The following is a 23047-nucleotide window of genomic DNA, read 5'->3' as shown; positions in this document are numbered from 1 at the left end:
TTAGAACGTCGGTCGCCGCCCCTTCATCTTATGCTCCCAGTTCCCCGCTTCATCAGTGCGAGCGGGCGGTGGAGCGACATCTCGGCGTGGATTATTTGGCAAGATTGCCGTTATGGTATCCATGAAGTGCTTGTCCAACACGTCCTTTGCCTCAGTCATGCGTTTCCTGGCCTGATCAATACGCCAACGCTGGATCGCCGCAATCCTCGGTGACACGTGGGTCTTCGCGCGGTAGACCCGCTGGCGGGCACGCGCCGCAACTTGCGTCTTCGGTGCATCGGCGTGCTCCGATAGCTTCGCCTGAGCATCAAGTAGCGCCATCCGCGCCCGATGCGGCCGCGCCATCATGTGCGCATACTTGGCCAAGGAGCGGGCCAGGACCTCAGTGTCTTCGAAAGTGAACGTTTTGCCTGCGTAGTCATCGACACGCCGACACAAGATGCTGGCATGAGCGATTTGGAACTCAGGCTCGATCTGGATCCCCGGGATGCTCCGAAGGAGTTCTAGAGAGTCCTGGGCAACCTCTCGCTGCGCTTCGAGCCAGTCTTCAATAAGCTTGGCTTCTGCATTGAGAATCTCGGCATCGCGCCCTGATGCTCTCGTGATCCGCTGCACCCGACTCAAATGGAGGGTTTGCTGGCTGTACTGATCGAAGCTCCGCGCGGCGATAGGCCTGCGATCCAGAAGATGCTCCCGCACTCTCTGCACGACATCACGCGGGTGACTTGCCCTGCCCTGCTGAGGTCTGAGCCTGTCTTCCGCATTTGCTCGATCGCGCAAGGCAGCGGCGTGGCTATGACCCTCTGGCACCTTCGGATCGTTTATCAATGCTGCTTGGTGTGCCGAGATGGTGGCGACAAGCTTCATCGCCGCATCTTTGCCGCCAAGGCCTTGGACAGACCAAGTGAGGCGGCTCTTTCGCTCTAGGGCTGTCTTGACCTTCCCATTGTGCCTGCCTGGAGTGCGCGTCAACTCCCTCGCAAGTTCAAAGTTGCCCTTTAGTGCCGCTTCTCGCGCCTGGGTCTTCAACTTTCGAGGATCAACCCGCTTCTGGATGCCGGCAATGTCGAGATGCCTGTTGATGGTGGCTGCAATCGCTAAGCGCAGCTCCTTGACGGCATTGCTGCCCTGCCCTTGCCGCCCATCGAATTCAGCAGCTGCGCGCTTGCCAAAGCCTTCTGGGCCAACTTGCCGTGCAGACATCAAAAGATGCACATGATGGTTGCGCTGGTCCCCGTTTCGGCTAGGCGTGTGGATCGCCACCAACACGGCGACTTGATAGCGATCCACCAAGAGCTGCCCCAGGTCCAGAGCCAAGGCCTTCCGTTGTGCTTGATCTAAGCTCTGTGGCAGAGCCACCTCTACTTCCCGGGCGACTAAGGCATTCTTGCGTGTCTCGGCGGCCTCGTTGGCGTTCCAGAACTTTTGCGTGTCCAAGCACCAGGCCGGAGCACCCTTGGGGGCGAGCATCTGGGCGTGATCAACGCCGTGCCGGCGCGAGTAAGAGTGCGACAGGCCCGTTGCTTCATCGACCAGGTCAAAGCCTGCCCGATAAGCGGCGGCGGCCACCGAGCTATCGCCCTTCCCTCGGCCAAACGACTTCATGTGTGAGTGATAAATTGCCACAACTTCTCCTATTCATTTTTGGAGAAGCCAACAAAAGGCCATTTGCGTTATTCGTCTAGGCCTTCATAACACCGGCGATTTCGTGCGCGAAATCACAGGGTTTTGCCTTGCTTTGTGTCTCGCGGAGCGAGGCACGAGGAGGCCAGCGGCCGCCGCACTGCCGGCAGGCAGCGCACGGAATTTCGAGAATCGAAAATTCCATCAGTGCGCTATTGCCGTCCCCCGTTCAGAACGCAGTTGGCGCTTAGGATTTGGCGCTAGAACATTTCGACAAAAACCTAGGGGATGCGAAAAAATAAAATTAACCAAAGCTGTACGCGGATGCTATCAACCATTTCGAAATCCAGGCTACGTGCCGAAGCATCGTCAGCCAATCCGCTCGAAAAATGCGTGCACCACATACAGCTTAGACGCATCGATGCTCAATGGGCAGAATGCTTGCGAAAGCATGAAAAACAACCTGAGAACACCAAGAGTAGCTCTAGCATTCGAGCAACCGCTACCCCAGAGTGGCTTGAACTTGGAAATCATCGAGACCCTCCAATAGTTCCCGACTTCGATGCGGCCTAGAGTTTGCAACCTCATCAACATCAACCTGCCGCTTGGTGAGCACGAATTTGCTGCGCTGTTCCCTGATCTCATGGAAGCGAACCTGTCGACTACGCGGGGCAAGTGCCTGAATGACCGCGTACACCACAGCAGAATCACAACGCATGCCAAAGATGACCTCTTGTAGCTCCAAAGGTGATGGCAGCGCGCCTTGCTTTCCGATCAAGCGCCACTCGCGCTCATATGCCCATGGCCGGGCTTTGCGGAGCAGAACGGCTTCATCGACCCTTTGTCTAGCAAGGTCGTCTCCTGCCAGCATTGCAGCGACATCGCTCGCTAGGACGGCCCGACTTCCTCCGTACCGAATTTTTCTGACATCGACTGCACTGTCCGGAACCGAATATCCAAGACATATCCCTCGATGCTGGTCGCCATAGTGGCTCCACATCAGCGGACAGGTCGCGCGTTCAGCCAAGGAAACTATGCCCCTCGTATAAATCCGAAGAAGTTCCTCCTCAATGTCCAGCGCGAGAAGTCGCTGAACCGGATCGCACCCCTTTAGCTCAGGATCCGTTGAATAGTAGCGAATGCTAGCAATCCGGTTCTCTGCTGCTTTCAGACTTTGCCGGGCAATGTGACTAATTGTCTTTGGCCCTTTGTAGCGTATGGCGTTGGCGGCGGATTTCATCTCCTCATGAACGCGCCCTTCTATGAGCCTAACCAGAACTTCTTCGAGCCCCGCATTGTCTAGATCGGGAGCGAGATTCGGCTTTGCATCCAGCGGATCGTTGAAGGTTCGGGGATCGGCATAGTAGATTTTGTCGTCGACCAACATCGACAGCGTCCAGTTGCTGAAACTCCGATACTTGTAAAGCCGCTTGGGAACCCGGTTGTCGCTTGGCATATATCTTTCCCTGATCTTTGCCTGCATAAGTAAGTAAGACCATTTTACATGGGAGCCGGACCAAGCATATCGTGCGCGCGGGGACTCGTGGCCCGGTATTCGCTCCCTTGCCTCACCGGTATCAGTTCCTTGAGAAACGGGGCAACTGAGGCCTCAAACAGAGATTGCCCGCCCCCAGCTCTGGCCTTACATTCACACTTCTGTTAACGAGATCGAGGTAATCCATTCGGCGGACGCCGAGAAGGCTGGGGCCTGGCTCGTCAAAGCGGCCGTTCAGGGCGGCCGGCCCCTCGATCTCTCTGTGGGGCAGCTTTCGGAGCACAGACAGGAGACGCAGCTGCCGCGCTGGCTACGTGTATTCAAGAGAGAGGCCCACGCAGCAGTCTCCTGTCTGGGCTCGACTCCGTCCAATGCACGTCTAGGCCAGCACCTTCGGCCTATCATTGTCAGGTATATTTTGCCTAAGCTCCCTGATCAAGCCCGCTTGCTACGAGAAACACGGCTGAGTCCGTTCATTTTTCACTCGTCGCCCCCCCTGGAGGCTCTTTGCCAGGTAACGCTCGTCCTCCAGTAGCGCTAGGCTGGAGTTCAAATGCCGTAGGCATACAATAGAGATTGAAGGAAAGCCGGAGGCAGGGGGCCACATGGCGTCAAGGAAGCAATCGGGCGGGGCTTTGATCGTTGGCATCTTGGTCCTGATCGCTCTCGTCCCGAAAGAAGTTTGGATCACGCTCGGCGTCGTCACCTTGGTCGGGGGCGTGTTTTACGTCTACTCTCGCTGGCAATCGAATAAGGTGCCCGCCCCGGCGGCAGACACAGACCACCAGCCGACATTAGCGGAACTGACCCGAACCCCTCCGCGTCGAAAACCTCTGCCCCCAACAGTCACCACGCCACCGGCCCCGGATGGTGGGGACGTGGGGCCACGCCCCATTGAGCGTGGAACAAAGGACAGCGGGCGTACGATGGAAGGGAAGACTGTCGGCGACGTCGCTTCATCGACTCGGCAGCTGGTCCAGCCAGACGTGGCGCCGGACGCAAAAACCCCGCAAAAAATTGAATTGGGGAACCTCGCGGCTGCGATGACCGCGGTCACTGAAAGACAATCTCAATCGGCAAGGGCCGATCGCGAGGCGATGCGTAGCATTGCTCCGGCCAGGGACACCTTGGGAAACCTTGCCGTCGCGATGAAAGCTGTCGCCGAGCGCCAAGCTAGCTCCGCCGTCGCTCGCTCTGAATCTTCCGGCGACGAGGATCCCTTGATCATTGTGCCCTCTTTTACTCGGCCTCGCCCCAAAGAGGGCCATCAGACCCCCACAGCTTCTGAGACAAAAAAAAGCCAAACTCTGCCAGTGGCGGAAGCTCCGACTGTGCCAATGCCGCCACCGCTCCCAGCAGTGTCAACCCAGGCCGCACTGGCCAGCGCGGCACCAAGGTCAGGCGCAAGCCAAGACGAACTCCACAGGATAGCGACGACGGGGGCGGAGCAGCGCAAGTTTTCCGTGCCCCGTCCGCCCGAGGGATGGGCCACCACACGCTGGCTCGGTCCTGAGGACAGCATCGAAATCGCCGGCCTCACCATTCGCGGTGGGTTGTTCTATACGGGGGTGAAGCTCCCGACCAAGTACGGCGGAAACGAGCCGAGCTTGGTCAACGGCGTTCTGGCCGTGGCTCCGACCGGCAGCTATCGCGTGCTGAATGCGGGATATCGACAGAGCTATGCTGAGCTCTCGCCGACGGAACGGCGAGGCTATCTAACTTGGCTTGCGTCCGACCGCACCGATCCTGAGTGCTCCCTCAGCTATGTGCACCTCTTCTTCTATGGTATCGAGCGCCGGGTCTTACTGGATGCCGCTGTGGGCAGCGGGAGCAAGCGAGACTGGCCGGTGATTAAATCTGCATTGCGCCAGCTCGATAAGGTGTATGGCACGACTCATAGCTCTCTGAGGATCTCAGTCAACAGCCTGCTCGACTGGATGGAGCTTGATTCCGCAACAGAAAAGCTCTACTTGCAGCCGCTGCCCTCCTTCGAGCGCAGCATCGATCTGCCTTTCACCATCCGTCTAGCACTCGGTCAGTGTTCCGTAGATCGCGCCCCCATCCCGGGGCCCCTCGCCCTTGCATGGGCAAGACTCAATCCTGCCATCTCCATCCGCACAGCTGCAACGCGCTGTGAGACCGAATTCGACCGACTCTTTTTAGAACGGTACCGCGAACTCTTTGGCCCAGGGCTCGTCCTTACTAAGAACAAGACCAAGCTGAAATTTGCTAGGCAAGCCACCTCGCCCGGGCTCTATGGCACGACTGTCACCAAGTCCTTTGGCGACATCCCCGATGTCACCGCACTACGCGCACCACTGAACACCCTTACGTCGATTGTGAATCAGTGCGCCCAGGAACTCGGATCGTTTAGCCGACTGATTGGCAAAACGCCCGAGGCAAAAGACACCTTAGATGGATTGCTCTTGCTTCCGCCAAGCATCTGGCCGGAGTCACCTCGAATAGCCCTAGCTAAGCTCTACGCTGACACGGGCGAGGCGACGATCACACTTCCCTTGTCCGACGTGCTTGACCGTCTCGGAGGCCTTTCAGGCGCGCTCGGACGGGAAAAGGTTCGAGATCTGGCGCGGGCTCTGGAATCGGCGCACATTGGCATCGAGCCCAATGTCCTTGAAGGCGCCCGCATACCGGGTATCGATGACCACGTGGTGCTTTTTGCCATGTTGCCCGACCAAACGCACCAGGCGGACACTGACGCCTACCAGACGGCGCTCCTAACTCTACAACTGGCGTCAACGGTTGCGCAATCGGACGGCTCGTTTAGCACCGAAGAACTCGCTCACCTGACTGGGGAGATTGACGCTTGGAGCCACCTCAGTGCCGCGGACCATCGCAGGCTCCGGGCGCATCTTCTCCTCCTGTCGGTCGCCCCTATTAACCTTGCTTCTTTGAAGAAGAAGCTTGATCCGTTGGGTCAAAACACCAAGGAAGCGATCGCCGCAGCCATGGCCAACTTGGCGCAAGTTGACGGCATGGTTTCACCGGAGGAAGTGCGGTTCTTAGAGAAGGTCTACAAGACCTTAGGCGTTGAGCCCAAGCGCGTCTTTAGCGATGTGCATGCACCTACTGCTCGCCGAGCAAGTGCCGCACCAGATGCAACAGGTTTTCGTCTTGACCCAGAGAGGATTGCAACACTCCAACGCGACACTGCGAAAGTCTCCGCCCTCTTGGCCAACATCTTTGCCGAAGAGCTCCCTGACCCAGCGGCTCCTCCACCTGGCCTCACGGTGGTCGAGGAAGAGCCAGCGGAAACCGGTTTGCTTGGCCTGGATGACGCTCACAGAGCGCTGCTTCGCCTGATGTTGTCGCGCCCTACTTGGACCCGGGCAGAGCTCCAAGATACCGCTTCGGACTTGGAGTTGATGCTTGATGGCGCGTTGGAGCAAATCAACGACGCCTCTTTCGACGCCTACGACCTTCCCTTCTCCGAAGGCGATGATCCTTTGGAGATCAACCCTGAATTCATCGAGAAGATTGAGCAATGAGTAGCCCCATTCGCAGTAAGGACCGGGATGCCGTGGTCCAGTCGCTTCGCGCCGGTGTTGTCCCTCGTGCTGGACAACACCTCATCCAAGTCGGGCGCGCGCGTGAAGTGGAAACCCTTGTGAGCGACATTGATCGCCTCGCCGATGGCGGGTCCTCATTTCGATTGGTCATTGGCGAATATGGCGCTGGTAAAACCTTCTTCCTCAACTTGGTTCGCGCCATTGCGATGGAACGAAAGCTGGTGGTGGCCAGCGCTGACCTCAACCCCGACCGGCGCCTCCACGCCTCCGGCGGACAGGCCCGATCGCTTTACGCCGAGCTGATGCGCAATCTCGCGACGCGAACGAAGCCTGAGGGAGGTGCACTGGCCGGTGTGGTGGAGAAATTCATCTCCACCGCAAAGGCCGATGCCAAGGCGCAAGGAGTGCCGACCGAACAAGTCCTCAGAGCCAAGCTCGAACAATTGACCGAGCTTGTGAACGGCTATGACTTTGCCGATGTCATTGCCGCCTACTGCCGAGGCTTTGATGAAGGCAACGAGCAACTTAAATCCGATGCCATACGTTGGCTTCGAGGCGAGTTCGCCACCCGCACAGACGCCAGAGCCGCGCTTGGGGTTCGCACTATCGTTGACGATGCCTCTGTCTATGATCAGCTCAAACTGATGGGACGTTTCGTGCGCTTGGCAGGCTTTAGTGGACTTCTGGTTTGTCTGGATGAGCTCGTCAACCTCTACAAGCTCGCGAACGCACAGGCGCGCAATTCGAACTACGAGCAACTGCTCCGCATGCTCAATGACTCTCTCCAAGGAACGGCGGTTGGCCTTGGCTTTGTCCTGGGTGGGACGCCGGAATTCCTCATGGACACCAGGCGCGGCGTCTATAGCTATCAGGCCCTGCAAAGCCGACTGGCGCAAAACACGTTCACCGGCAACGGGCTTGTCGATTTCAGCGGGCCGGTTGTGCGCCTCTCCAGCCTCACGGCGGAAGACTTCTACGTGCTGCTGACCAAGATCCGTCATGTCTACGCCAGTGGCGATGAAGCGAAGTATTTGCTGCCCAACGAGGCCATCGAACAGTTTATGGCGCACTGCTCCAAGCGCCTTGGCGAGAGCTTCTTCCGCACTCCTCGAACCACCATCACCGCCTTCATCAACCTCCTCGCAGTTCTTGAACAGAACCCAGGGGTGACTTGGCAGTCCCTGATCGGCTCGGTGGAAGTTGCGGAAGACCACGGAGGAGACACTGACTTGGATGTGCAGACCGATGACGAGCTAAGCTCGTTTAAGCTCTGACCCCATGAGCCAATCCAGCGCCTTCCACCTCCTTCATCCAGAAATCCAACGCTACTTGTGGGCGGAGCAATGGGAGGCGCTGCGTGATGTCCAAGAAATGGCCATACCGCTCATCCTTCCAGGTGATCGAGATGTGATCGTCGCGGCGAGCACCGCGTCCGGCAAAACGGAGGCCGCGTTCCTCCCGGCACTGACGCATTTCTTGGAATGCCCAGCGCCGGGGCTGATCATCTATATCAGTCCTCTGAAAGCGCTCATCAATGATCAGTTCGGTCGCCTGGAACGACTCTGCGAGAACTTGGACATCCCCGTATGGCCATGGCACGGCGATATCGGCGCAACCAGCAAGCAACGGTTTTTCAAGAAGCCGCTTGGCGTGCTGCTGATTACACCGGAGTCGCTCGAGGCAATGCTCTGCAACCGCGGAACCGCTGTTGCAGGCATCTTCAAGTCTCTTTCATGCCTTGTCATTGATGAGCTTCATGCCTTTATCGGCACCGAGCGCGGCAAACAGCTTCAATCGTTGATGCACCGCATTGAACTTGTGATTGGCCGCACGGTACCTCGCGTTGGGCTTTCAGCGACTTTAGGGGATCTAAGCTCTGCTGCCCGGTTCTTGCGACCCAACGGCCAAGCAGCCATCGTTGATGCACCCGGCACTGGCTCTGAGCTTCAACTTGTTGTCAAAGGCTTCGAGGAGCCGATCCCGCACGCTGGCACGCAGAGCGGAGACAGCTCATCCAAGACAATCGCAGCACACCTCTATGCGAACCTGGCCGGCAGCAGCAACCTGATTTTCCCCAATAGTCGGCGCGAAGTTGAGCGCTACACTTACCTGCTCAATGAGCTGAGCGAAGGTGCCAATAGGCCGCGTGAGTTCTGGCCTCATCATGGCAGTCTCTCGAAGGAGATCCGGACAGACACAGAGGCCGCACTCAAACAAAAAGAGCGGCCCGCCACAGCCATTTGCACCAACACTTTGGAGTTGGGAATCGACATTGGCGCCGTGAAGAGCGTCGCCCAGATCGGGGTTCCGCCTTCGGTTGCCAGCTTGCGTCAGAGGATGGGGCGTTCCGGGCGCCGTGAAGGTGAGCCGGCCATCTTGCGTGCGTATGTGGTCGAGAACGCAATAGACGCCGAGTCAGATCTCCCAACCCGACTCCGGCTCGATACCGTTCACGCCATTGCGGTCGTGCAGTTGCTCATCGAGAAATGGTTTGAGCCACCGATCGCCAACGGGGCGCATATGTCTACGTTGATTCAACAACTGTTGTCGGTCATTGCCCAGTACGGTGGGCTCCAAGCAGCGCAGGCTTACAGCATGCTCTGCGCCAAGGGTGCCCCCTTCGACGGGATCTCATCGGCCGCGTTCATTGAGCTTCTTCGGCATCTAGGCCAACAAGACGTGCTGATGCAAGACGGATCGGGACTTCTGCTTCACGGCCCCGTGGGCGACAAGATCGTCAACCACTACTCTTTCTACGCCGCTTTTACCGTCGATGAGGAGTTCCGGATCATTGCTGGGGGCAAGTCGCTTGGGACACTGCCCATCTCGCAGATGCTCACAGTCGGCCAACGCATCTTGTTTGGCGGGCGCACCTGGCTCGTCGAGGAGATCGATGAAGCCCATAAGTCCATCTATGTCGCCCCTTCCAAGGGTGGAACGCCACCTTTGTTCAGCGGCAGCGGCGGGCGCGTCCACACGAAAATCCGCCAAACGATGCGCGCCCTCTACCGAGGGCAGATCGAACCGCGTTTTCTCGACGTCACTGCGCAACGCTTCTTGAATGAGGGGCAAGTGACCTATGCGAAGCATACGTTGGACTCTGCGTCCTTGATCAATCAGGGCAGCGAGTGGCTGCTGTTGACCTGGCTGGGTGATGATGCAAACGAAGCCATCGCCTGCCTTCTGAACGCCAAAGGCCTCAGGGCGCAGTCAGGAAAACTTGGAGTCGAGATCAAGCGCGGGTCGGAGAACATGGACGATATCTCGAAGCTCTTGGCAGAGATCGCCGCCGAACCGGCCCCCACCATTGACACGCTGCTGGCCGATGCCAAGAACATGGCAAGTCAAAAATGGGACGGACTCCTGTCCCCCACCCTGCTCAGGAAGTCCTACGCGAGCCTACACTTGAACTTGCACGAAGCAATGGAATGGCTCGGGAAGACGTTCAACCTTAGCTCCCATTCCAGGGCAGCGAAGTAAGGCCGGATGCCACCCGCCCCTAGCGGAGATGGCGAGCTGCTTCGGTCCGCCTCCTCCGCTCCAAATACGTGCACGATTGGAGCGCTCTCACATAGGCGCGGCCGCCCTCGGTACAAGGATCCTCTAGCGCTCGGCACTTGGCTATGCTTCTGGGTGGTTCAACGTGAAAATGCCCAGATCTAGAGGAACCGGCGAGCGGGCAACTTTGATTTCGCTGTGGAATACCTTATCGAGGCATCCACCACTTCGTGCGGGCCAGGAAAATTGCTAAAGAGACATTGGCATTTCAGAGAAGCCGCAGCAACCGTGATCAGTAGCTGGCTCACGGCGTTGAAGGGACGGGGCAAGGGATGTAGCCCGCCATCCGACATCAACCAACTGCCGCCTTTTTTGCCTGCCGCGCCTATCGATCCAAGCCGCCACGCGCCCTAGGCAGTTCGCCCCTAGGCGTCTGACGGTGTCACTGGTCGCGTCAGAGCTTGGCAGATCGTTTCTTAAGCTCCTGCACGATCGCCCGCTGCTCCGACTCGGGCAGGCGCGTGAACTCCTGAATCAACTCAGCGAGTTCGTCGGTCTCCGCGTAAAGATAGGCCACTGACACCCCAAGCGCCTGCGCAAGCTTCTGGGCGGTCTCGCTGTCGCAATCGTGTACCGCGCGTTCGTATCTGTTGATCCGTACCCCGGCCACATCTTCTGGCAGTCCCATCGCCACTCCTAAGGCCTTTTGACTGAGCCCGTTAGCTTGCCGCTGTTCCTTCAAGCGAGCGGCGAAGACGACACGGACACTGGGGGCTTTGGGAGCATTCATGCTCTCAAGGATGAACGTAAGCTACGTTCGCCGTAAATTACGTTGCCCGTATACTACGTTTATCGTATTATTGATCGGCCTGCAACCCCGGGCTATGGCACTGCCCCAATCGCACCAAAAGGACCCGTCATGTTCAAGCTCCGTCTGGCCGTCGTCGGCGTGTTGTCTGCCTGCCTTGCCGCTTGTTCGGGAAGCGGTCCGTCCCAGGACGAACGGGAAGCCGCGTTCTTGCAATACGTTCAGGACAACAGCAACGACAAGGCGAAGATTCAGGAATTTAGGAGCGGCAAGTGCGTGAAGGCCGAGGGCGCCCCGAGCTATAACTGCGATGTTTCAGCTCAGATCGAAGCAATGGGGCGGGATTTCGGGAACCAAATGGATGGTGTCTACACCTTCACCGAGGTCGGCGACACATGGAAGATCACTGGCAGGGGCCAGTAACCCTCTGCCCCCTAATCTCCCCCTTGCATCCGAGGAGCTCAAATGACTGTCGGCACATTCTTCCTTTTGCTCGTGCTGGGCGCCGGCGCACTTGTCGCCGTAGCCGTGGGCAGGACTCTCAAGTCACGCGGTGACCAAGCAGCGTTCGCGGCGGAGTTCGACCAATCCTACTTCGATAGCAATAGCGCTCTGGCGCTGTCTATGGCCCGCTCCCGGATCAAGCTCCGCACGACTCGGGAAACGAAGATCTACCCGCTGAGCGATGTGCGTACGTGGGAAAAACACTGGCACAACTCCAGGCGCCAAGGCACGCTGACGCTTAGCGTTCGCGATGTTGATCATCCCGTGTGGACGATCAAGTTTGCTAGCGAGAGCGAGATGAATTGCTGGTATGAACTTTTGAACCAAGCCATCAACGACAGAGCGATGCTGTGACACTCAGGTTGCAGGCGTGGAATGGGGCTTGACGGAAAAACGTTCTCTGCTACGAATCAGGTCAGGACACCAATCGGATTCTTCGCATGAAACAAGACTTTTCCCGCTCACCGACGCTCCTGGACGAACAGGAATCTCAACTGCGTCATGCTCACGTGGAAAGCTGGATTGCAGATCAACACGCTGCCGGCTTTGGCGTGGACCAGCATATGGCCAACGCACTCCATGCCTATTTGGACGGTGTTGTGGCACTGCCTGAGCTTTTGGCGGAGCTCCGTAGGCCCTACTTGCACTGAAACGCTCAGGGCAGCGGTCAACCACAGCCTCAGTCGAAGTAGAGCCGTTCTCTGTTCAATTGAATGAGGCGGCTGCAGAATCTTCCCTTCGGCGCAGCTGATCCTGAATTGTCATTGGGGCGTTGCAGCACTCATTCCTGAGGCACTATGCCGGCATCGGCGCAGCAAGAAGGGCGGATGAGACCGCCCTCCTCTCCAACCTTTGCGAAGGGGACTTATTTGCCCAGGAAGCGCTTGACGTCCTTGGCCATGACGCCGACGGCGGCCACGGCCTCTTTCAGCTTGGCCGGGGTGACATCGAAGTGCCGGGACCAGTCGCGCAGCTCCCAATCTTCGTTGACATTGATGCGGATTCCGTCGGGCGGACCGCGCTTTTCCAGATTATCTGCCATTAAAAAATCTCCGTGTCGCCCCGAAGTGTGAGGCGCTCCACAGTCTCTCCGCCTTCTGCGCTCGTCCAGTCGGGTGAGCCCGCTTTGCAGGGTAGGTCTTCCCCTACCTGTCTATTGGACTCCGGAGCCGCATCAGGCAGCTCACTGGGTAGCACCGGGAGTGCGTCAGTGGCAGGGCTGTACGGGAGCGAAGGAGAAGGTATACCGGCAACCATGGGGAGCGCCCTGGACTGTTCGCCACGCGCCCGCTCAGCCGTGTGGCCCGCTGGGACGGGAAGAAGCTTGCCCTCCTTTCGGTAGCGGCCCAAGAGTTGCTCAAAGCTCGCTTGCTCGTCGCCAACGACTCCCTCGCCCCGACGCGTGGCAAGGCCCTCCGCTAGATCCCGGGTCTTACGCTCAACCTGGGGCCCGCCTAGACCGAGATGCGCATTGATGCGCTCAGAGATCATTGCTCGAATCCACAGCACCTCACCGTAGCCATTGATTCGCCCGTCCAGGACGCGCGTCTTCGCAGCCAGCCCAGAGGCTTCCATGCGTCTGGTCGTCACCAGAAGGTGGCCATAGAAGTAGCGAGGATCGTCCTTGGTTGGCCGGTGATGGCTCGCTTGTAGCGCAAAGCCGTATCTCTCGATCAGTGCATGCGAAATGTCGAGAACAAGGTCCCAACGCTCGCGGTCATCGAGCTCGTGCGGCAATGCAATGGTGAAATCACGGCAAACGGTGCTGTTACGGCGACGCTCTGCTGCCTCTGCTGCGGCCCAGAGGCGCTGCGGGTCATGGACCCAAGCAGGCGAACGTGGCGGTGCTAAGCAACAGGCTTGGATGATGCCAGCCCTGCCTCGGTAGTCGTGCTTGGTGCCGGATTTGGGGTCAATAAGCAAAAATCCCCCTCGATAGGCAGCGGCTGCGATCGCCGAATGGCCCTTGGCCCGGCTGTACGTTTTGATGCGTGTGTGTTCGATTGTCATGAAGCTTCCTCTGTCTTAGTCCATTGGTTATGGCTCAAGATTTAGGAAGCGCAATAGCTCGTAAATCCTTATTTTTAAGTGCTTTAGTTGCCTAGGAGGGATTCATTTGCCTGGCCGACTCAGTTCGCAAACCTCACCAAAACGCACGAATCGGTATCACGAAAAACAACGCTCCACAGGCAAATTTTCTCATATAGCCCTCGCTATTAAGGCGTGTGCGCTGGCCGCACGTATGCAGCTCGCGCCTGCAACGCGAGCACGTGCTCCCGGTTTCCGTTGTTACGGCTATCACAACGACGACTCTCTCACTCGCTGTCTTGCGACTCCCTAGCCGCACTCTTCAAGCGCTTATCGCCGGGTGGATCACCAGCTGAAATACCTCTTCCTCCAATGAAGGAAGGATTGCACTCACGCAACGCAGCGCCAGCTGCTGGAACGAGCGTCACGGTTTCGTCCAGTTCTGCGCCAGGGCTTGGCAGAGCCTTGAGGATCAGGTTGTCTCGATAAGCTCCAGCTACCAACGACCCGTTTTGGCACAGCCGGCCTCCTCCCATCCGTTCGTTCCAGAACCCGAACCCACTAATTAGCCATGATGTCAGGAGCGCTCCGAACGCAAGGAACAGAGCGTCTGGCAACCATGGAAGCACCTTCCGGTCCTCATCATTCGCTGTGACCTTTTTCTCCGGCTCACTAACCCCCGATAGCGCGAAGCAGACCGGAACGATCAACGAAGACAGGGCCCCTTGCATTGTCGTTGAATAGAGAAGGGCCGGGAGACCGAGGAAAATATAGAAGACCACAGAACATCGTCAGGAACCGCGCAAACCAGGAGCGACCAACCATCCATTTAAGCAGCACCCCAATGACCATTAGCAAAAGAGTCACGAGCACTGCGATCGCCACGCCGCCCATCAGCAGGCGGTTGATCGGCAAATCGATCAGCATCGATGGCACTTTAAGGAACCGGTAACGGCCTGACTCATACGCATACACACCGAGCATGCCCAAGGCCGGCGCCAACGCCAGCAGCACAGCCTCTCTCTTCAGCAACTGCATCCCTGAGTCCCTCAAAGCCCCCGATCTGGGAGCGACGTGGCTAGCTTAGGTTGCTACGGTCTCAGGTGGCGATACCCCGGATGGGCTTGCCGGTCCTTTACGGCGGTTTAGGGCCAGCGGCTGGATAGCCCCTAACCATCTGGGTCCCGTTGGCACCGAGCAAGGGATATGATCCCCATAGGGGCCCGGAGTGGCCAAACAGGGGAAGAGGGATGGAACGAGGTTCTGAGTGGCGTAGATGGGATCCGCATGTCCACACGCCTGGCACGGTGCTTAACGATCAGTATGGCTCCGGATCGTGGGATAACTACTTGGATGCCTTGGAGGCCTCCTCTCCCCCTATCGATGCCTTGGGCGTTACAAACTACTACTTGCTGGATAGCTACGAGCACGTTCTCGCCGCAAAGGCGCAGGGAAGGCTGGTAGAAATCCCCCTCGTCTTTCCGAATGTTGAAATCCGGCTGGACGTCCATGCCAAGTCAGGCTACGTCAACGCCCATCTGTTGATCAGTCCTAACGATCCAGACCATGTCCATGAAGCTGGTCGATTTTTGGAACGTCTTACGTTCTCTGCTTACGGCGACCGCTTTAGCTGTAACCGGCAAGATCTTATCCGCCTAGGCAGAAAGGCCGACCCAAGCATCTCGGACGACCTGGCTGCGTTGCGCAACGGCGCCATCCAGTTCCGGGTGAGCTTCGTTGAACTTCGACAGTCTTACGTCGATAGCACCTGGGCCAAGGACAACATCTTGATTGCCGTCGCTGGGGCCTCTGGCGACGGGACCAGTGGGCTGAACCAAGCGGCCGACGTCACCGTGCGGCGAGAGATCGAGAAGTTCGCCCACATCATCTTCTCAAGCAACCCCTCTCAACGCGAGTTCTGGCTCGGCCAGAAGGCACTGAGCAAAGACCAAATCATCGCCACCTACGATGCATGCAAACCTTGCCTCCATGGCAGTGATGCCCACGCATTGAACACCGTTGGTCAACCCGTGGGCAACCGCTACTCCTGGATCAAGGGTGCAGCATCGTTCGATGCACTTCGCCAAGCTTGCATCAATCCCGAAGGCCGTGCTTACGTTGGGGAGACACCGCCCAAGTCAGCCATGCCTTCGCATGTAATCACCCACGTCAGCATCCATGGCGCTCCCGGGTTCCAAACGCCCGAAGTGCCGCTGAACCCTGGGCTCGTGGCGATCATCGGCTCGCGCGGCTCCGGTAAGACGGCCTTAGCCGATATCATCGCAGCAGGCTGCGATTCGATTCCCGTGCAGGGATGGAACGCTAATGAGAACGCCAGCGCGTCCTTTCTCGTGCGGGCGCGAAGCCTGCTTGGCGGGGCATCGGTCAACTTGACGTGGGGAGGCGGGTCCAATGATCAACGGCCCCTCGCCTACCGGCCTGACGCTGTGTCTTTTCCAAAGGCGCGCTACCTGTCTCAGCAGTTCGTCGACGAGCTCTGCTCAGCCTCGGGTGCCTCGGATGGCTTGGTGGAAGAGATTGAACGCGTGGTCTTTCAGTCTCACGACCCGAGCGAAACCAACTTCGCGAGTGATTTTGCAGAACTTCGAGATCAGAAGACACAGCTCTTTAGGCAAGCACGTGATCGAGAAGAGCTGGCGATTTCTCAGATCTCCGACGCAGTTGCGTTGGAGCTGGAAAAGGAAGCTACCGTTGCTAGCCTGACTGCACAGGTTGAGCAGAAGAAGCAGGTCATTGCTGGCTACATGGCGGACCGGAGCAAGCTCACACTGCAAGACACCCAAGCGCAGCTCCAAAGGCACACCGAACTGAGCGGGGTTGCTCAGGCGCTGAGAACCAATATCCAGAACCTCAGCAACCAGCGCCGGTCGTTCACGTCCCTTCAAGGCGAGGTGGCGTCCACACGCGCTACGGGTTCACCTGAGCTGCTCCGGCAGCTTCGCGCGCGCCATGCTGCCAATGGCATGGGAGACGCACAGTGGGACGCCTTCCTTCTCGTGCATAAGGGCAACGTCGATCAGGACTTGCAAGGCTACATTGCATGGGCAGATACCGAAATCGCAAAACTAACCGGCGTGCCGCCGGTGCCCCACGACCCCCAAGCCCCTTACATCGCCGACGATGCCTCGCTCGACAGCCTCCCATTGGCGCTGCTCGAGTCAGAAATTTCCCGGCTTGCGGCCTTTTTTACCGCCGATCAACTGACGCAGAAGCAATATACCGCGTTGACTGACCGCATCAGCAAAGAGCAAACCGCGCTCAACGGTATCGAACAGCGACTGGAGGATGCAAAGGGCGCTGCTGATCGCCGGAAGCTCCTTCAAACCCAGAGAGAAAACGCTTATGAGCGGGCGATCCAAGCCGTCATCAACGAGCAACTGGCTTTGGAACAGCTCTATTCGCCGCTTCTGACCCGCCTCGCGGCATCCTCCGGCACATTAGCCAAACTCGGCCTTTCCGTCCGCCGAATTGCCGATGTAGACGCATGGGCTGCCGAAGCAGAGGAAGGATTGCTGGATCGCCGTAAGACGGGAAGCTTCCAAGGAATCGGCGCCTTCACCAAAACTGCCAAGGAAGTCTTCCTGGTCGCGTGGGAAACAGGATCTGCGGCCGACGTCCGCGCAGCCATGACCACGTTCGTCACGACTCATTGGAAGAACCTGCTTGCGCACGCCCCCTTCAATCCCCAGGCACCAGAGGAGTTCCGGGCGTGGCTGAAGCGATTTGCCCGATGGCTTTATAGTACCGACCACCTGCGGGTTCGTTATGAGATCACCTACGATGGCATTGACATCCGAAAGCTCTCTCCGGGGACCCGGGGCATTGTCTTGCTCCTGCTCTACCTCGCCTTGGACGAGGCTGATGATCGCCCACTCATCATCGATCAACCCGAAGAGAACCTGGACCCCAAGTCAGTGTTTGACGAGCTTGTGTCGCTGTTCGTCCAGGCCAAGGCCACCCGGCAAGTGATCATGGTCACGCATAACGCCAACCTGGTCATCAACACCGATGCCGACCAAGTCATCATCGCCGAGTCCCAGCATGACGGCTCAGGAGGGCTTCCCCGAATCACCTACACCACTGGCGGTCTTGAGTCCTCAGTCATCCGGAAAGCCGTATGCGACATTCTTAAAGGCGGGGAAGCCGCATTCAAGGAGCGAGCCCGGAGATTGCGCGTGCGCTTAGAGAGGTAGCCCATTCCCGATGGTGCCTTTCGACCGACAACCGGAGGGTGACTACGAGATTCGCCCCAAGGGCCCATGGAGAGTTGAGTTAGCCGCCGCAAAGTTCACTCTGGCATTTTTGAAGCTGACCACGTTCCTAGCCTGGCAACAGAGAATCCGAAGCGGTCTCGTACCACCCGATATCCAGGTTGTTTCCTAGGATAAGAGCTCATTTGAAACAGGAAAGCCCGTAATGGCAACCATCATCAGCTTCGCCATCTTGGGAGTGCTATGTCTCCTCGTGCCCACCCTCTTCTATCTATCAGGCTCCGAACCTGTGAGCATTGATAAGTTTGGCGCCTTCTTTGGTAGCACGACGGGCCCGTTGCTTAGCTTTCTGGCTCTTCTGGCCGTTGTCGCGACCCTTAGGAACCAGACCGAAGCCATTAGGCAAGACGCGTCTGCAAAGATGGCGGGGGAACATCTGCGGTGGCTTGACGGGATCTACAGTGATCTAGGCGAACTGCTTGACCGCAAGATCAAGGGCAACGATGGAAGCGAGCTGACGCTTCGCGGCATTCTCAATAATGGAAGCATACCGGAGAGCTCTTCGGGACCGGATACACGGTCGGCTCTGAATGATTTTGCAATTCTCCTTGGCCAATACTGCGAGGCAATCGCCATCTATCGTGATAACTGCGAACCCCTCTTCGATGTAAAAGTCTACGTCGACAGAGGAGCTCGGTTGCTCGACCAGCTCAAGCGCCATACTGCTGAGCTAGATGGACTGAGTCCCATCGCGATAGATTTCATGGACATGCACTTGCGGGGCGAAAAGAAGCGAGCCAAAGCTGAAGCGATGAGCCGACCTACCCGAGGCTAGGAGCAGCCGCGCTCATCATCCTTCGGCTTATTTGCTTGGCCGTAACGCGGCTAGCCCAGTGTGCGGCAATGCTCTCGCATCCTCGTTGAGCATTTCGATGCAGGCGGTCTGCCGATACTTCACGGCATACTCCCAGGCGCGATAGCACGCCGTCTGCCGGTCGGGCAGCGGCGAGGCCAATATCTCAGCAACGATGCCGACCTCTCCACGCGCCGCAGCAAGTGGGAGTGCCCTAGCCGCCGCAGCAATCTGCGACGAGTGCGGAAGTAGGAGCTGCACCACTTCGAGTGAACCCACGCCACACGCTTCCACAAGAGCTTGGCTTGCATGAGCGTGAGCGTCGCATTGGGGCAAGATTGACTGAACCAGAGCGGCGTTGCCACTTCGCGCCGCACAAATCAGTGGATCATCCCACCCACTCCCCTTAGTGAAGGGCGCGAGGAGCCCAACGGCATACTCGTCACCCGCAAGACACGCCATACAAAGATGCAGCGATCCCCACATAGCGGGGTAATGATCCTTGGCAACATAGGCAAAAACGTTCTCAAGGCGCAGGGTTGCTGCCATCCATAAGGTCTCCTGGGCGCAAGAGCTCAGATACCAGTTATCGAGTAGCGGCATCGCTTTGGGCTCATCTCTTGTAAGGAGCGCATCCCGCAGCGCAGGCCAGTATTTGGGCCGATCATGAAAGGTGCGAAGTTCCTGGTGATGGATCTTCAAATAGGCGATTCGCGGGGGATCGATGAGGATATTGTGCATGGCGGCTCCGCAGCCAACCTATCCGAAGCGGACAGCTTGTCAACTAAGAGAGGCATCTCACATAGCTAAACCAGGAAAATTGGTAGGCTACACTCCTTCGAACCCAACAAGGATGGACCTATGAGCTACGTGAGCGAAGTTGAGGCCTTTCTGGGAACCAGATTGAGTGATAGCTGGCGCGATTTTGCGGAAGTTCTAGAAGAGTGGAAGTGCACGTCTTTTCATGCGGCCGTTATGATCCATTGGATGATTAGAGGCCACTCTCAACAGCAGGAAAGGCTTGACGCACTCAAGCGTCTGGCTGATCTAGATGCTGAGCTTGATGAGGAGATGGAGTTCAAGCTCGGACTCCTAAAATGGTCAATCGACCGGTTAGAAAAACCGTCAGCGTGGCTCAACATCCTCGGTGCTGCGCAGCGAGCGGGCCTGAGCATTAAGGATATCTCAACGCTCTTTGAGGGGTTCCTGGATCGCCGAATTTCTCTTAAAGATGCCACTAACATTGCCGCAGCGCTTAGCACCCTCCAGCAGAGCCACCCGAAATATCGGATTTGAACTAATTCAAATTCGGCGAACCCGCAACTGCCCAGCGCCAATGCCATTGAACCCCGAAGCCGCCTGCAACTCTTGGGCGTCTCGAGCTGCCTGTTGCCGCCCAAGCTCTTCGTACAGTTGACTCGTCTGCTTGTCTGAGATTATTCCCTCTAGATCTCTATCTTCGCAGCGTTCCCAAGCAAGCGCGGCGCAGGTCCAATGCTTGCGTTCTGCGGCGACAAACATGATGAACAGCCAATCGACGTCGGACCCAACTCGATCAGCAAGCTCGTAGAAAAGCGCCAGGTCCCCAACGCTCGTCACAGCCTGAAACAAAGTTCTAAGTTGGAGCGGACGGCAATATCCGTATTCCAACGCTGTTTGCACCAGATAACGCACCATCTCGGCTTGGCCAGATTCCGCGATGGACGCGATGACACGAATGAGGATGGCCTCTTTGTCAGGCAGTGGCCAGCTGAGAAGCTCGCGCACAACCTCAATGTGCCCGGCATTTACAGCAATCGGAAGAGCGTGTAAAGACGCCTCAACTAGCGAAGCCGTAGGGCGCATCGCAATGACGGCATCCAATTCGCCCCGTCGACACGCCTGTTGAAGCAACAGACCGCTGCGGGATGGCTCAATATCAAAGCCACCGTAGCGCGGATCGCTCCAAGGCCTAGAGGCCTCTGGTGCTGCAAGCGACCAACTCTCCCGCGCCATGCAGGCGACGCCCACAGGTGAGCGTTGGGGATAATTGGAACTAAACTCCGAGGCGACCTGACTCAACTCTGATGCCGCGCTCGCCTTTTCTTTGCACTGAGGGACCATCAGCCGAACCTACCGCAGCACGTGCAATTGTCAAGCAGGTGACTTAGCGTTGGCCGGGTGTTGGCGCACCCAAGCAGCCATGCCAGCGCTCAAACCTTAGGCAGAAGCCAATCGATGGTGGCCTGGTCTAAAAATCCTGTGTAATCACCCGAACGCACTTTTGAAATAAAAATTCGGTCATTTTTGTCGAGCTTCTGAGCGAGATCGCTGTAAAGCTGCTCTGCAGTCCACGAAGTCGATATCCATCTTACCGACTCGAGTCCCGAGTCGGCTCGATTTGTGTGCCGTTCGAGGTGCGTCACGAATGCACGACGCGCCTGATCGTAATTCGTCCGCTCTCGGTTCAAGTTCCAAGTCACAACAAAGACTGCCATGTCCTACATCCCTTGATTGCACTCATGTGCAATGCCGATACTATCGCTGGCACGGGCAGATTATCAACCAGGGTATCGAACCGCCCCTCGTCCACCTGATGTAGGGATAGAACTCCCTTGCCCCATCGCTAGAACGCCCTCCGTCCGAGTCCGGCCTAGCGCACGCGTCCGAGGTCAGTTTTGCAAGCAGTTATGTCGTAAAGCTAGCGAACGCTCGGTTTCCCTAAGTACGGAACTCTAGTGCCTTCTTTGGGATTGCCTAACTGTCTTCTTAAGAAGAATTACTTAAGGCAGCCGACCCTTCGTTTATCTGTCGCTCAGTTAAAAATGAGAGAAATATCTCCATTTCCCCTAATTTATTACTTTTAAACACTACACGCGCATATATGGTTTTGACCGACCAGGCGCAGGCGGAAGCCATGTCGCATATAACCTTCCGCCAAAGAATAAGACAAAACTCACCTCATAACTCCCGAAACTTTCGAGACACATTTTTGCATTGCCTAAGTCGTCCTTGAACTTGAAATTTTTGCCATGATTTTGGATTGACAGAAATCTGAGCCACCTTATCAAAGATCTACCTTCTGCAATTGGATCGTAGATGCACTTTCAACACCCTCAACTTAATCACTATCTACAAAAGCCTACGGGGCAGCTCTATATCCGCAGCATACGTATCGGCAACGTCGAATTTGGCGATATGGTGATTCAAGATCGCGCAGGCGCGCTTCATCTGCAGGATCTGGTTCAAGCGACCTACGACCACAGTGAGAAGATCCGCCGATTACGGCGAAACGGTACCCGCTATCCGGAGCCCCTGCCCTTAGCCACCCCCGCCAGGCTTCTTTCAGAAGAGGTCGACGACTTCCTCAAAGACAAGGAACGGCAGAACCTTCGCACCACCACCATCGATGCCTACCAACGGACGCTTGCCATTTTGCAACGAGTGACCGGCAACACTTCTGCCTCTCGGATCGATCACACGCACATCTATCAGATGTGGGATCTGCTGCGCTGGGCGCCTCATGACTTCATGACAAACCCTGCCTGTAGGGGCTTAACTCCTGAACTACTGATCGCCCAGGGCCAGAGCCAAGGACGACCGCAGCCGGCTAACTCCACCCTTGAACTCCATCGCCGCTTCCTAGCCTCCTTCTTCAACACCTTAGTCAAAGCCCGCGCCATTCCCCACTCACCAATGGATGCGTTCAAGCCAGCACGAGAAGAGCTACTGATCGATCAAGATGAGCCCGAGCGACTGCTTTCCACCGGGGAGGTCCAGAAGATCTTCAACCCCGAGACATTCCTCCCATGGGCTAAGAAATATCCCCACCGCTGGTGGTGTCCGCTCATTGCGTTGTATACAGGGGCGCGCATCAATGAGATCGCCCAGCTCAAGGTGGCTGATATCGTTCAAGACCACGGCGTGTGGTGCTTCTCTGTGCAAAGGACCGTGGATGAGGATCTCGCCCAAAGCACGGGGCGCCGAAGTCGCCAGAGCATCAAGGGCAAGAGCGCGATCCGCAAGGTCCCAATCCACGCCAGCCTGATCCAAGCAGGCTTCATGGATTTCTTGGCTGACATCAAAGCCTGTGGACACCCCCGCCTCTTCCCACACCTATCCGCCAGCGTTTCCAAAAAGACCGGCAAGGTCACCGGACGCTACAGTCAAGGCTTCGTCAATCAGTTTGGCAGCTACCTAAAAGGTGTCGGGTTTGCCAAAGGTATCGGCTCGCATGCGTTCCGCCATACGCTGGCCACTGAGCTCGATGCCAAAGGAGTGCCGGTTGAGCACATCGCCTTGATTACAGGCCACTCGCTGAACAAAAAGGCACCGGTGCTCCAGGACAATTATGTGCACAAGTCGGCCAGCAATATCAGGAAGATCCAGGTTGAAGCGCTGGCTCAATACCAGCCCTCGGCGCCGCTGCCTATCTATCTGAAGGGTCAGTTCAAGGAACGATTGGGCAAGGAAGCGAGGATGTATCCGTAACCTCGACTA

At 57.3% G+C, this 23047-nt stretch carries 19 protein-coding genes; 10 read left to right on the top strand and 9 right to left on the bottom strand.

Translation table 11 applies throughout. From position 1 onward, the window contains the following. On the bottom strand, positions 1–1626 hold the full coding sequence (locus AASM09_RS08685) for a MobA/MobL family protein (protein ID WP_049429719.1): 1626 nt from the start codon (positions 1624–1626) through the stop codon (positions 1–3). Positions 1627–2125: 499 nt separating this feature from the next. Next, positions 2126–3079 (bottom strand): DUF2971 domain-containing protein, encoded by a 954-nt coding sequence (locus AASM09_RS08680; protein WP_049429720.1) that lies wholly within the window; start codon positions 3077–3079, stop codon positions 2126–2128. A 965-nt stretch (positions 3080–4044) separates the two neighbouring features. Between AASM09_RS08680 and AASM09_RS08675 the strand changes: the two genes are divergently transcribed. The 3 genes from AASM09_RS08675 to AASM09_RS08665 are packed head-to-tail and all read left to right on the top strand — an operon-like array spanning position 4045 to position 10125. Then, entirely contained in the window at positions 4045–6624 is a 2580-nt protein-coding gene (locus tag AASM09_RS08675; RefSeq protein ID WP_238378683.1) for a TerB N-terminal domain-containing protein, read from the top strand. Next, a complete protein-coding gene (locus AASM09_RS08670) occupies positions 6621–7919 on the top strand; it encodes an ATP-binding protein (RefSeq protein WP_100443804.1) in 1299 nt (432 codons plus the stop codon). Before AASM09_RS08675 ends, AASM09_RS08670 begins: the two co-directional genes overlap by 4 nt. 4 nt (positions 7920–7923) lie before the next feature. After that, positions 7924–10125 (top strand): DEAD/DEAH box helicase, encoded by a 2202-nt coding sequence (locus AASM09_RS08665; protein ID WP_049429723.1) that lies wholly within the window; start codon positions 7924–7926, stop codon positions 10123–10125. A 472-nt stretch (positions 10126–10597) separates the two neighbouring features. Here AASM09_RS08665 and AASM09_RS08660 read toward each other — a convergent pair whose 3' ends face one another. After that, positions 10598–10933, bottom strand: coding sequence for a helix-turn-helix domain-containing protein (locus AASM09_RS08660; protein WP_049429724.1), 336 nt, complete (start codon positions 10931–10933; stop codon positions 10598–10600). Between the two features lie 129 nt (positions 10934–11062). On the opposite strand from AASM09_RS08660, the gene AASM09_RS08655 reads away from it, so the two are divergent. The 3 genes from AASM09_RS08655 (at position 11063) to AASM09_RS08645 (ending at position 12105) form a co-directional block, all read left to right on the top strand. Continuing rightward, entirely contained in the window at positions 11063–11374 is a 312-nt protein-coding gene (locus tag AASM09_RS08655; protein ID WP_049429725.1) for a hypothetical protein, read from the top strand. A 42-nt stretch (positions 11375–11416) separates the two neighbouring features. Continuing rightward, positions 11417–11809, top strand: coding sequence for a hypothetical protein (locus AASM09_RS08650; protein WP_049429726.1), 393 nt, complete (start codon positions 11417–11419; stop codon positions 11807–11809). A gap of 86 nt (positions 11810–11895) precedes the next feature. Then, on the top strand, positions 11896–12105 hold the full coding sequence (locus tag AASM09_RS08645; protein WP_080355036.1) for a hypothetical protein: 210 nt from the start codon (positions 11896–11898) through the stop codon (positions 12103–12105). Positions 12106–12320: 215 nt separating this feature from the next. Here the strand turns inward: AASM09_RS08645 and AASM09_RS08640 are convergent, their stop codons facing one another. The 3 genes from AASM09_RS08640 to AASM09_RS08630 form a co-directional block, all read right to left on the bottom strand. Then, complete coding sequence (locus tag AASM09_RS08640) at positions 12321–12497, bottom strand: DUF3606 domain-containing protein (RefSeq protein ID WP_065428079.1); 177 nt, start codon at positions 12495–12497, stop codon at positions 12321–12323. Continuing rightward, positions 12497–13465 (bottom strand): MobA/MobL family protein, encoded by a 969-nt coding sequence (locus AASM09_RS08635; RefSeq protein WP_080355037.1) that lies wholly within the window; start codon positions 13463–13465, stop codon positions 12497–12499. Before AASM09_RS08635 ends, AASM09_RS08640 begins: the two co-directional genes overlap by 1 nt. Before the next feature lie 690 nt (positions 13466–14155). After that, a complete protein-coding gene (locus tag AASM09_RS08630; RefSeq protein ID WP_343368946.1) occupies positions 14156–14521 on the bottom strand; it encodes a hypothetical protein in 366 nt (121 codons plus the stop codon). A 212-nt stretch (positions 14522–14733) separates the two neighbouring features. Between AASM09_RS08630 and AASM09_RS08625 the strand changes: the two genes are divergently transcribed. Both AASM09_RS08625 and AASM09_RS08620 read left to right on the top strand, forming a co-directional pair. Continuing rightward, positions 14734–17697, top strand: a complete 2964-nt coding sequence (locus AASM09_RS08625) for a TrlF family AAA-like ATPase (RefSeq protein WP_049429729.1) — start codon at positions 14734–14736, stop codon at positions 17695–17697. A gap of 223 nt (positions 17698–17920) precedes the next feature. Next, on the top strand, positions 17921–18550 hold the full coding sequence (locus tag AASM09_RS08620) for a hypothetical protein (RefSeq protein WP_049429730.1): 630 nt from the start codon (positions 17921–17923) through the stop codon (positions 18548–18550). Between the two features lie 27 nt (positions 18551–18577). Here AASM09_RS08620 and AASM09_RS08615 read toward each other — a convergent pair whose 3' ends face one another. Next, positions 18578–19309: an ankyrin repeat domain-containing protein gene (locus tag AASM09_RS08615; protein WP_049429731.1), complete on the bottom strand. Its 732-nt coding sequence runs from the start codon at positions 19307–19309 to the stop codon at positions 18578–18580. Positions 19310–19429: 120 nt separating this feature from the next. Here AASM09_RS08615 and AASM09_RS08610 point away from each other — a divergent pair, with 120 nt between their 5' ends. Beyond that, complete coding sequence (locus AASM09_RS08610) at positions 19430–19864, top strand: hypothetical protein (protein ID WP_049429732.1); 435 nt, start codon at positions 19430–19432, stop codon at positions 19862–19864. A 6-nt stretch (positions 19865–19870) separates the two neighbouring features. On the opposite strand, the gene AASM09_RS08605 is transcribed toward AASM09_RS08610, so the two are convergent. Both AASM09_RS08605 and AASM09_RS08600 read right to left on the bottom strand, forming a co-directional pair. Beyond that, entirely contained in the window at positions 19871–20629 is a 759-nt protein-coding gene (locus AASM09_RS08605) for a hypothetical protein (RefSeq protein ID WP_152906586.1), read from the bottom strand. A 131-nt stretch (positions 20630–20760) separates the two neighbouring features. Beyond that, positions 20761–21045, bottom strand: a complete 285-nt coding sequence (locus AASM09_RS08600; protein ID WP_080355038.1) for a hypothetical protein — start codon at positions 21043–21045, stop codon at positions 20761–20763. A gap of 601 nt (positions 21046–21646) precedes the next feature. Here AASM09_RS08600 and AASM09_RS08595 point away from each other — a divergent pair. Beyond that, entirely contained in the window at positions 21647–23038 is a 1392-nt protein-coding gene (locus tag AASM09_RS08595) for a site-specific integrase (RefSeq protein ID WP_049429734.1), read from the top strand. The last annotated feature ends 9 nt before the right edge of the window (positions 23039–23047 follow it).

The sequence above is a fragment of the Stenotrophomonas maltophilia genome, assembly GCF_039555535.1.
Lineage (GTDB): Bacteria > Pseudomonadota > Gammaproteobacteria > Xanthomonadales > Xanthomonadaceae > Stenotrophomonas > Stenotrophomonas maltophilia_Q.
This window is presented reverse-complemented; position numbering and strand designations above follow the sequence as displayed.

Bases quoted from the DNA above. Each gene is read 5' to 3' on its own strand.
- AASM09_RS08680 (WP_049429720.1), bottom strand. From the start codon at position 3,079: ATGCCAAGCGACAACCGGGTTCCCAAGCGGCTTTACAAGTATCGGAGT.
- AASM09_RS08675 (WP_238378683.1), top strand. From the start codon at position 4,045: ATGGAAGGGAAGACTGTCGGCGACGTCGCTTCATCGACTCGGCAGCTG.
- AASM09_RS08670 (WP_100443804.1), top strand. From the start codon at position 6,621: ATGAGTAGCCCCATTCGCAGTAAGGACCGGGATGCCGTGGTCCAGTCG.
- AASM09_RS08665 (WP_049429723.1), top strand. From the start codon at position 7,924: ATGAGCCAATCCAGCGCCTTCCACCTCCTTCATCCAGAAATCCAACGC.
- AASM09_RS08660 (WP_049429724.1), bottom strand. From the start codon at position 10,933: ATGAATGCTCCCAAAGCCCCCAGTGTCCGTGTCGTCTTCGCCGCTCGC.
- AASM09_RS08655 (WP_049429725.1), top strand. From the start codon at position 11,063: ATGTTCAAGCTCCGTCTGGCCGTCGTCGGCGTGTTGTCTGCCTGCCTT.
- AASM09_RS08650 (WP_049429726.1), top strand. From the start codon at position 11,417: ATGACTGTCGGCACATTCTTCCTTTTGCTCGTGCTGGGCGCCGGCGCA.
- AASM09_RS08645 (WP_080355036.1), top strand. From the start codon at position 11,896: ATGAAACAAGACTTTTCCCGCTCACCGACGCTCCTGGACGAACAGGAA.
- AASM09_RS08640 (WP_065428079.1), bottom strand. From the start codon at position 12,497: ATGGCAGATAATCTGGAAAAGCGCGGTCCGCCCGACGGAATCCGCATC.
- AASM09_RS08635 (WP_080355037.1), bottom strand. From the start codon at position 13,465: ATGACAATCGAACACACACGCATCAAAACGTACAGCCGGGCCAAGGGC.
- AASM09_RS08630 (WP_343368946.1), bottom strand. From the start codon at position 14,521: ATGCAGTTGCTGAAGAGAGAGGCTGTGCTGCTGGCGTTGGCGCCGGCC.
- AASM09_RS08625 (WP_049429729.1), top strand. From the start codon at position 14,734: ATGGAACGAGGTTCTGAGTGGCGTAGATGGGATCCGCATGTCCACACG.
- AASM09_RS08620 (WP_049429730.1), top strand. From the start codon at position 17,921: ATGGCAACCATCATCAGCTTCGCCATCTTGGGAGTGCTATGTCTCCTC.
- AASM09_RS08615 (WP_049429731.1), bottom strand. From the start codon at position 19,309: ATGCACAATATCCTCATCGATCCCCCGCGAATCGCCTATTTGAAGATC.
- AASM09_RS08610 (WP_049429732.1), top strand. From the start codon at position 19,430: ATGAGCTACGTGAGCGAAGTTGAGGCCTTTCTGGGAACCAGATTGAGT.
- AASM09_RS08600 (WP_080355038.1), bottom strand. From the start codon at position 21,045: ATGGCAGTCTTTGTTGTGACTTGGAACTTGAACCGAGAGCGGACGAAT.
- AASM09_RS08595 (WP_049429734.1), top strand. From the start codon at position 21,647: ATGCACTTTCAACACCCTCAACTTAATCACTATCTACAAAAGCCTACG.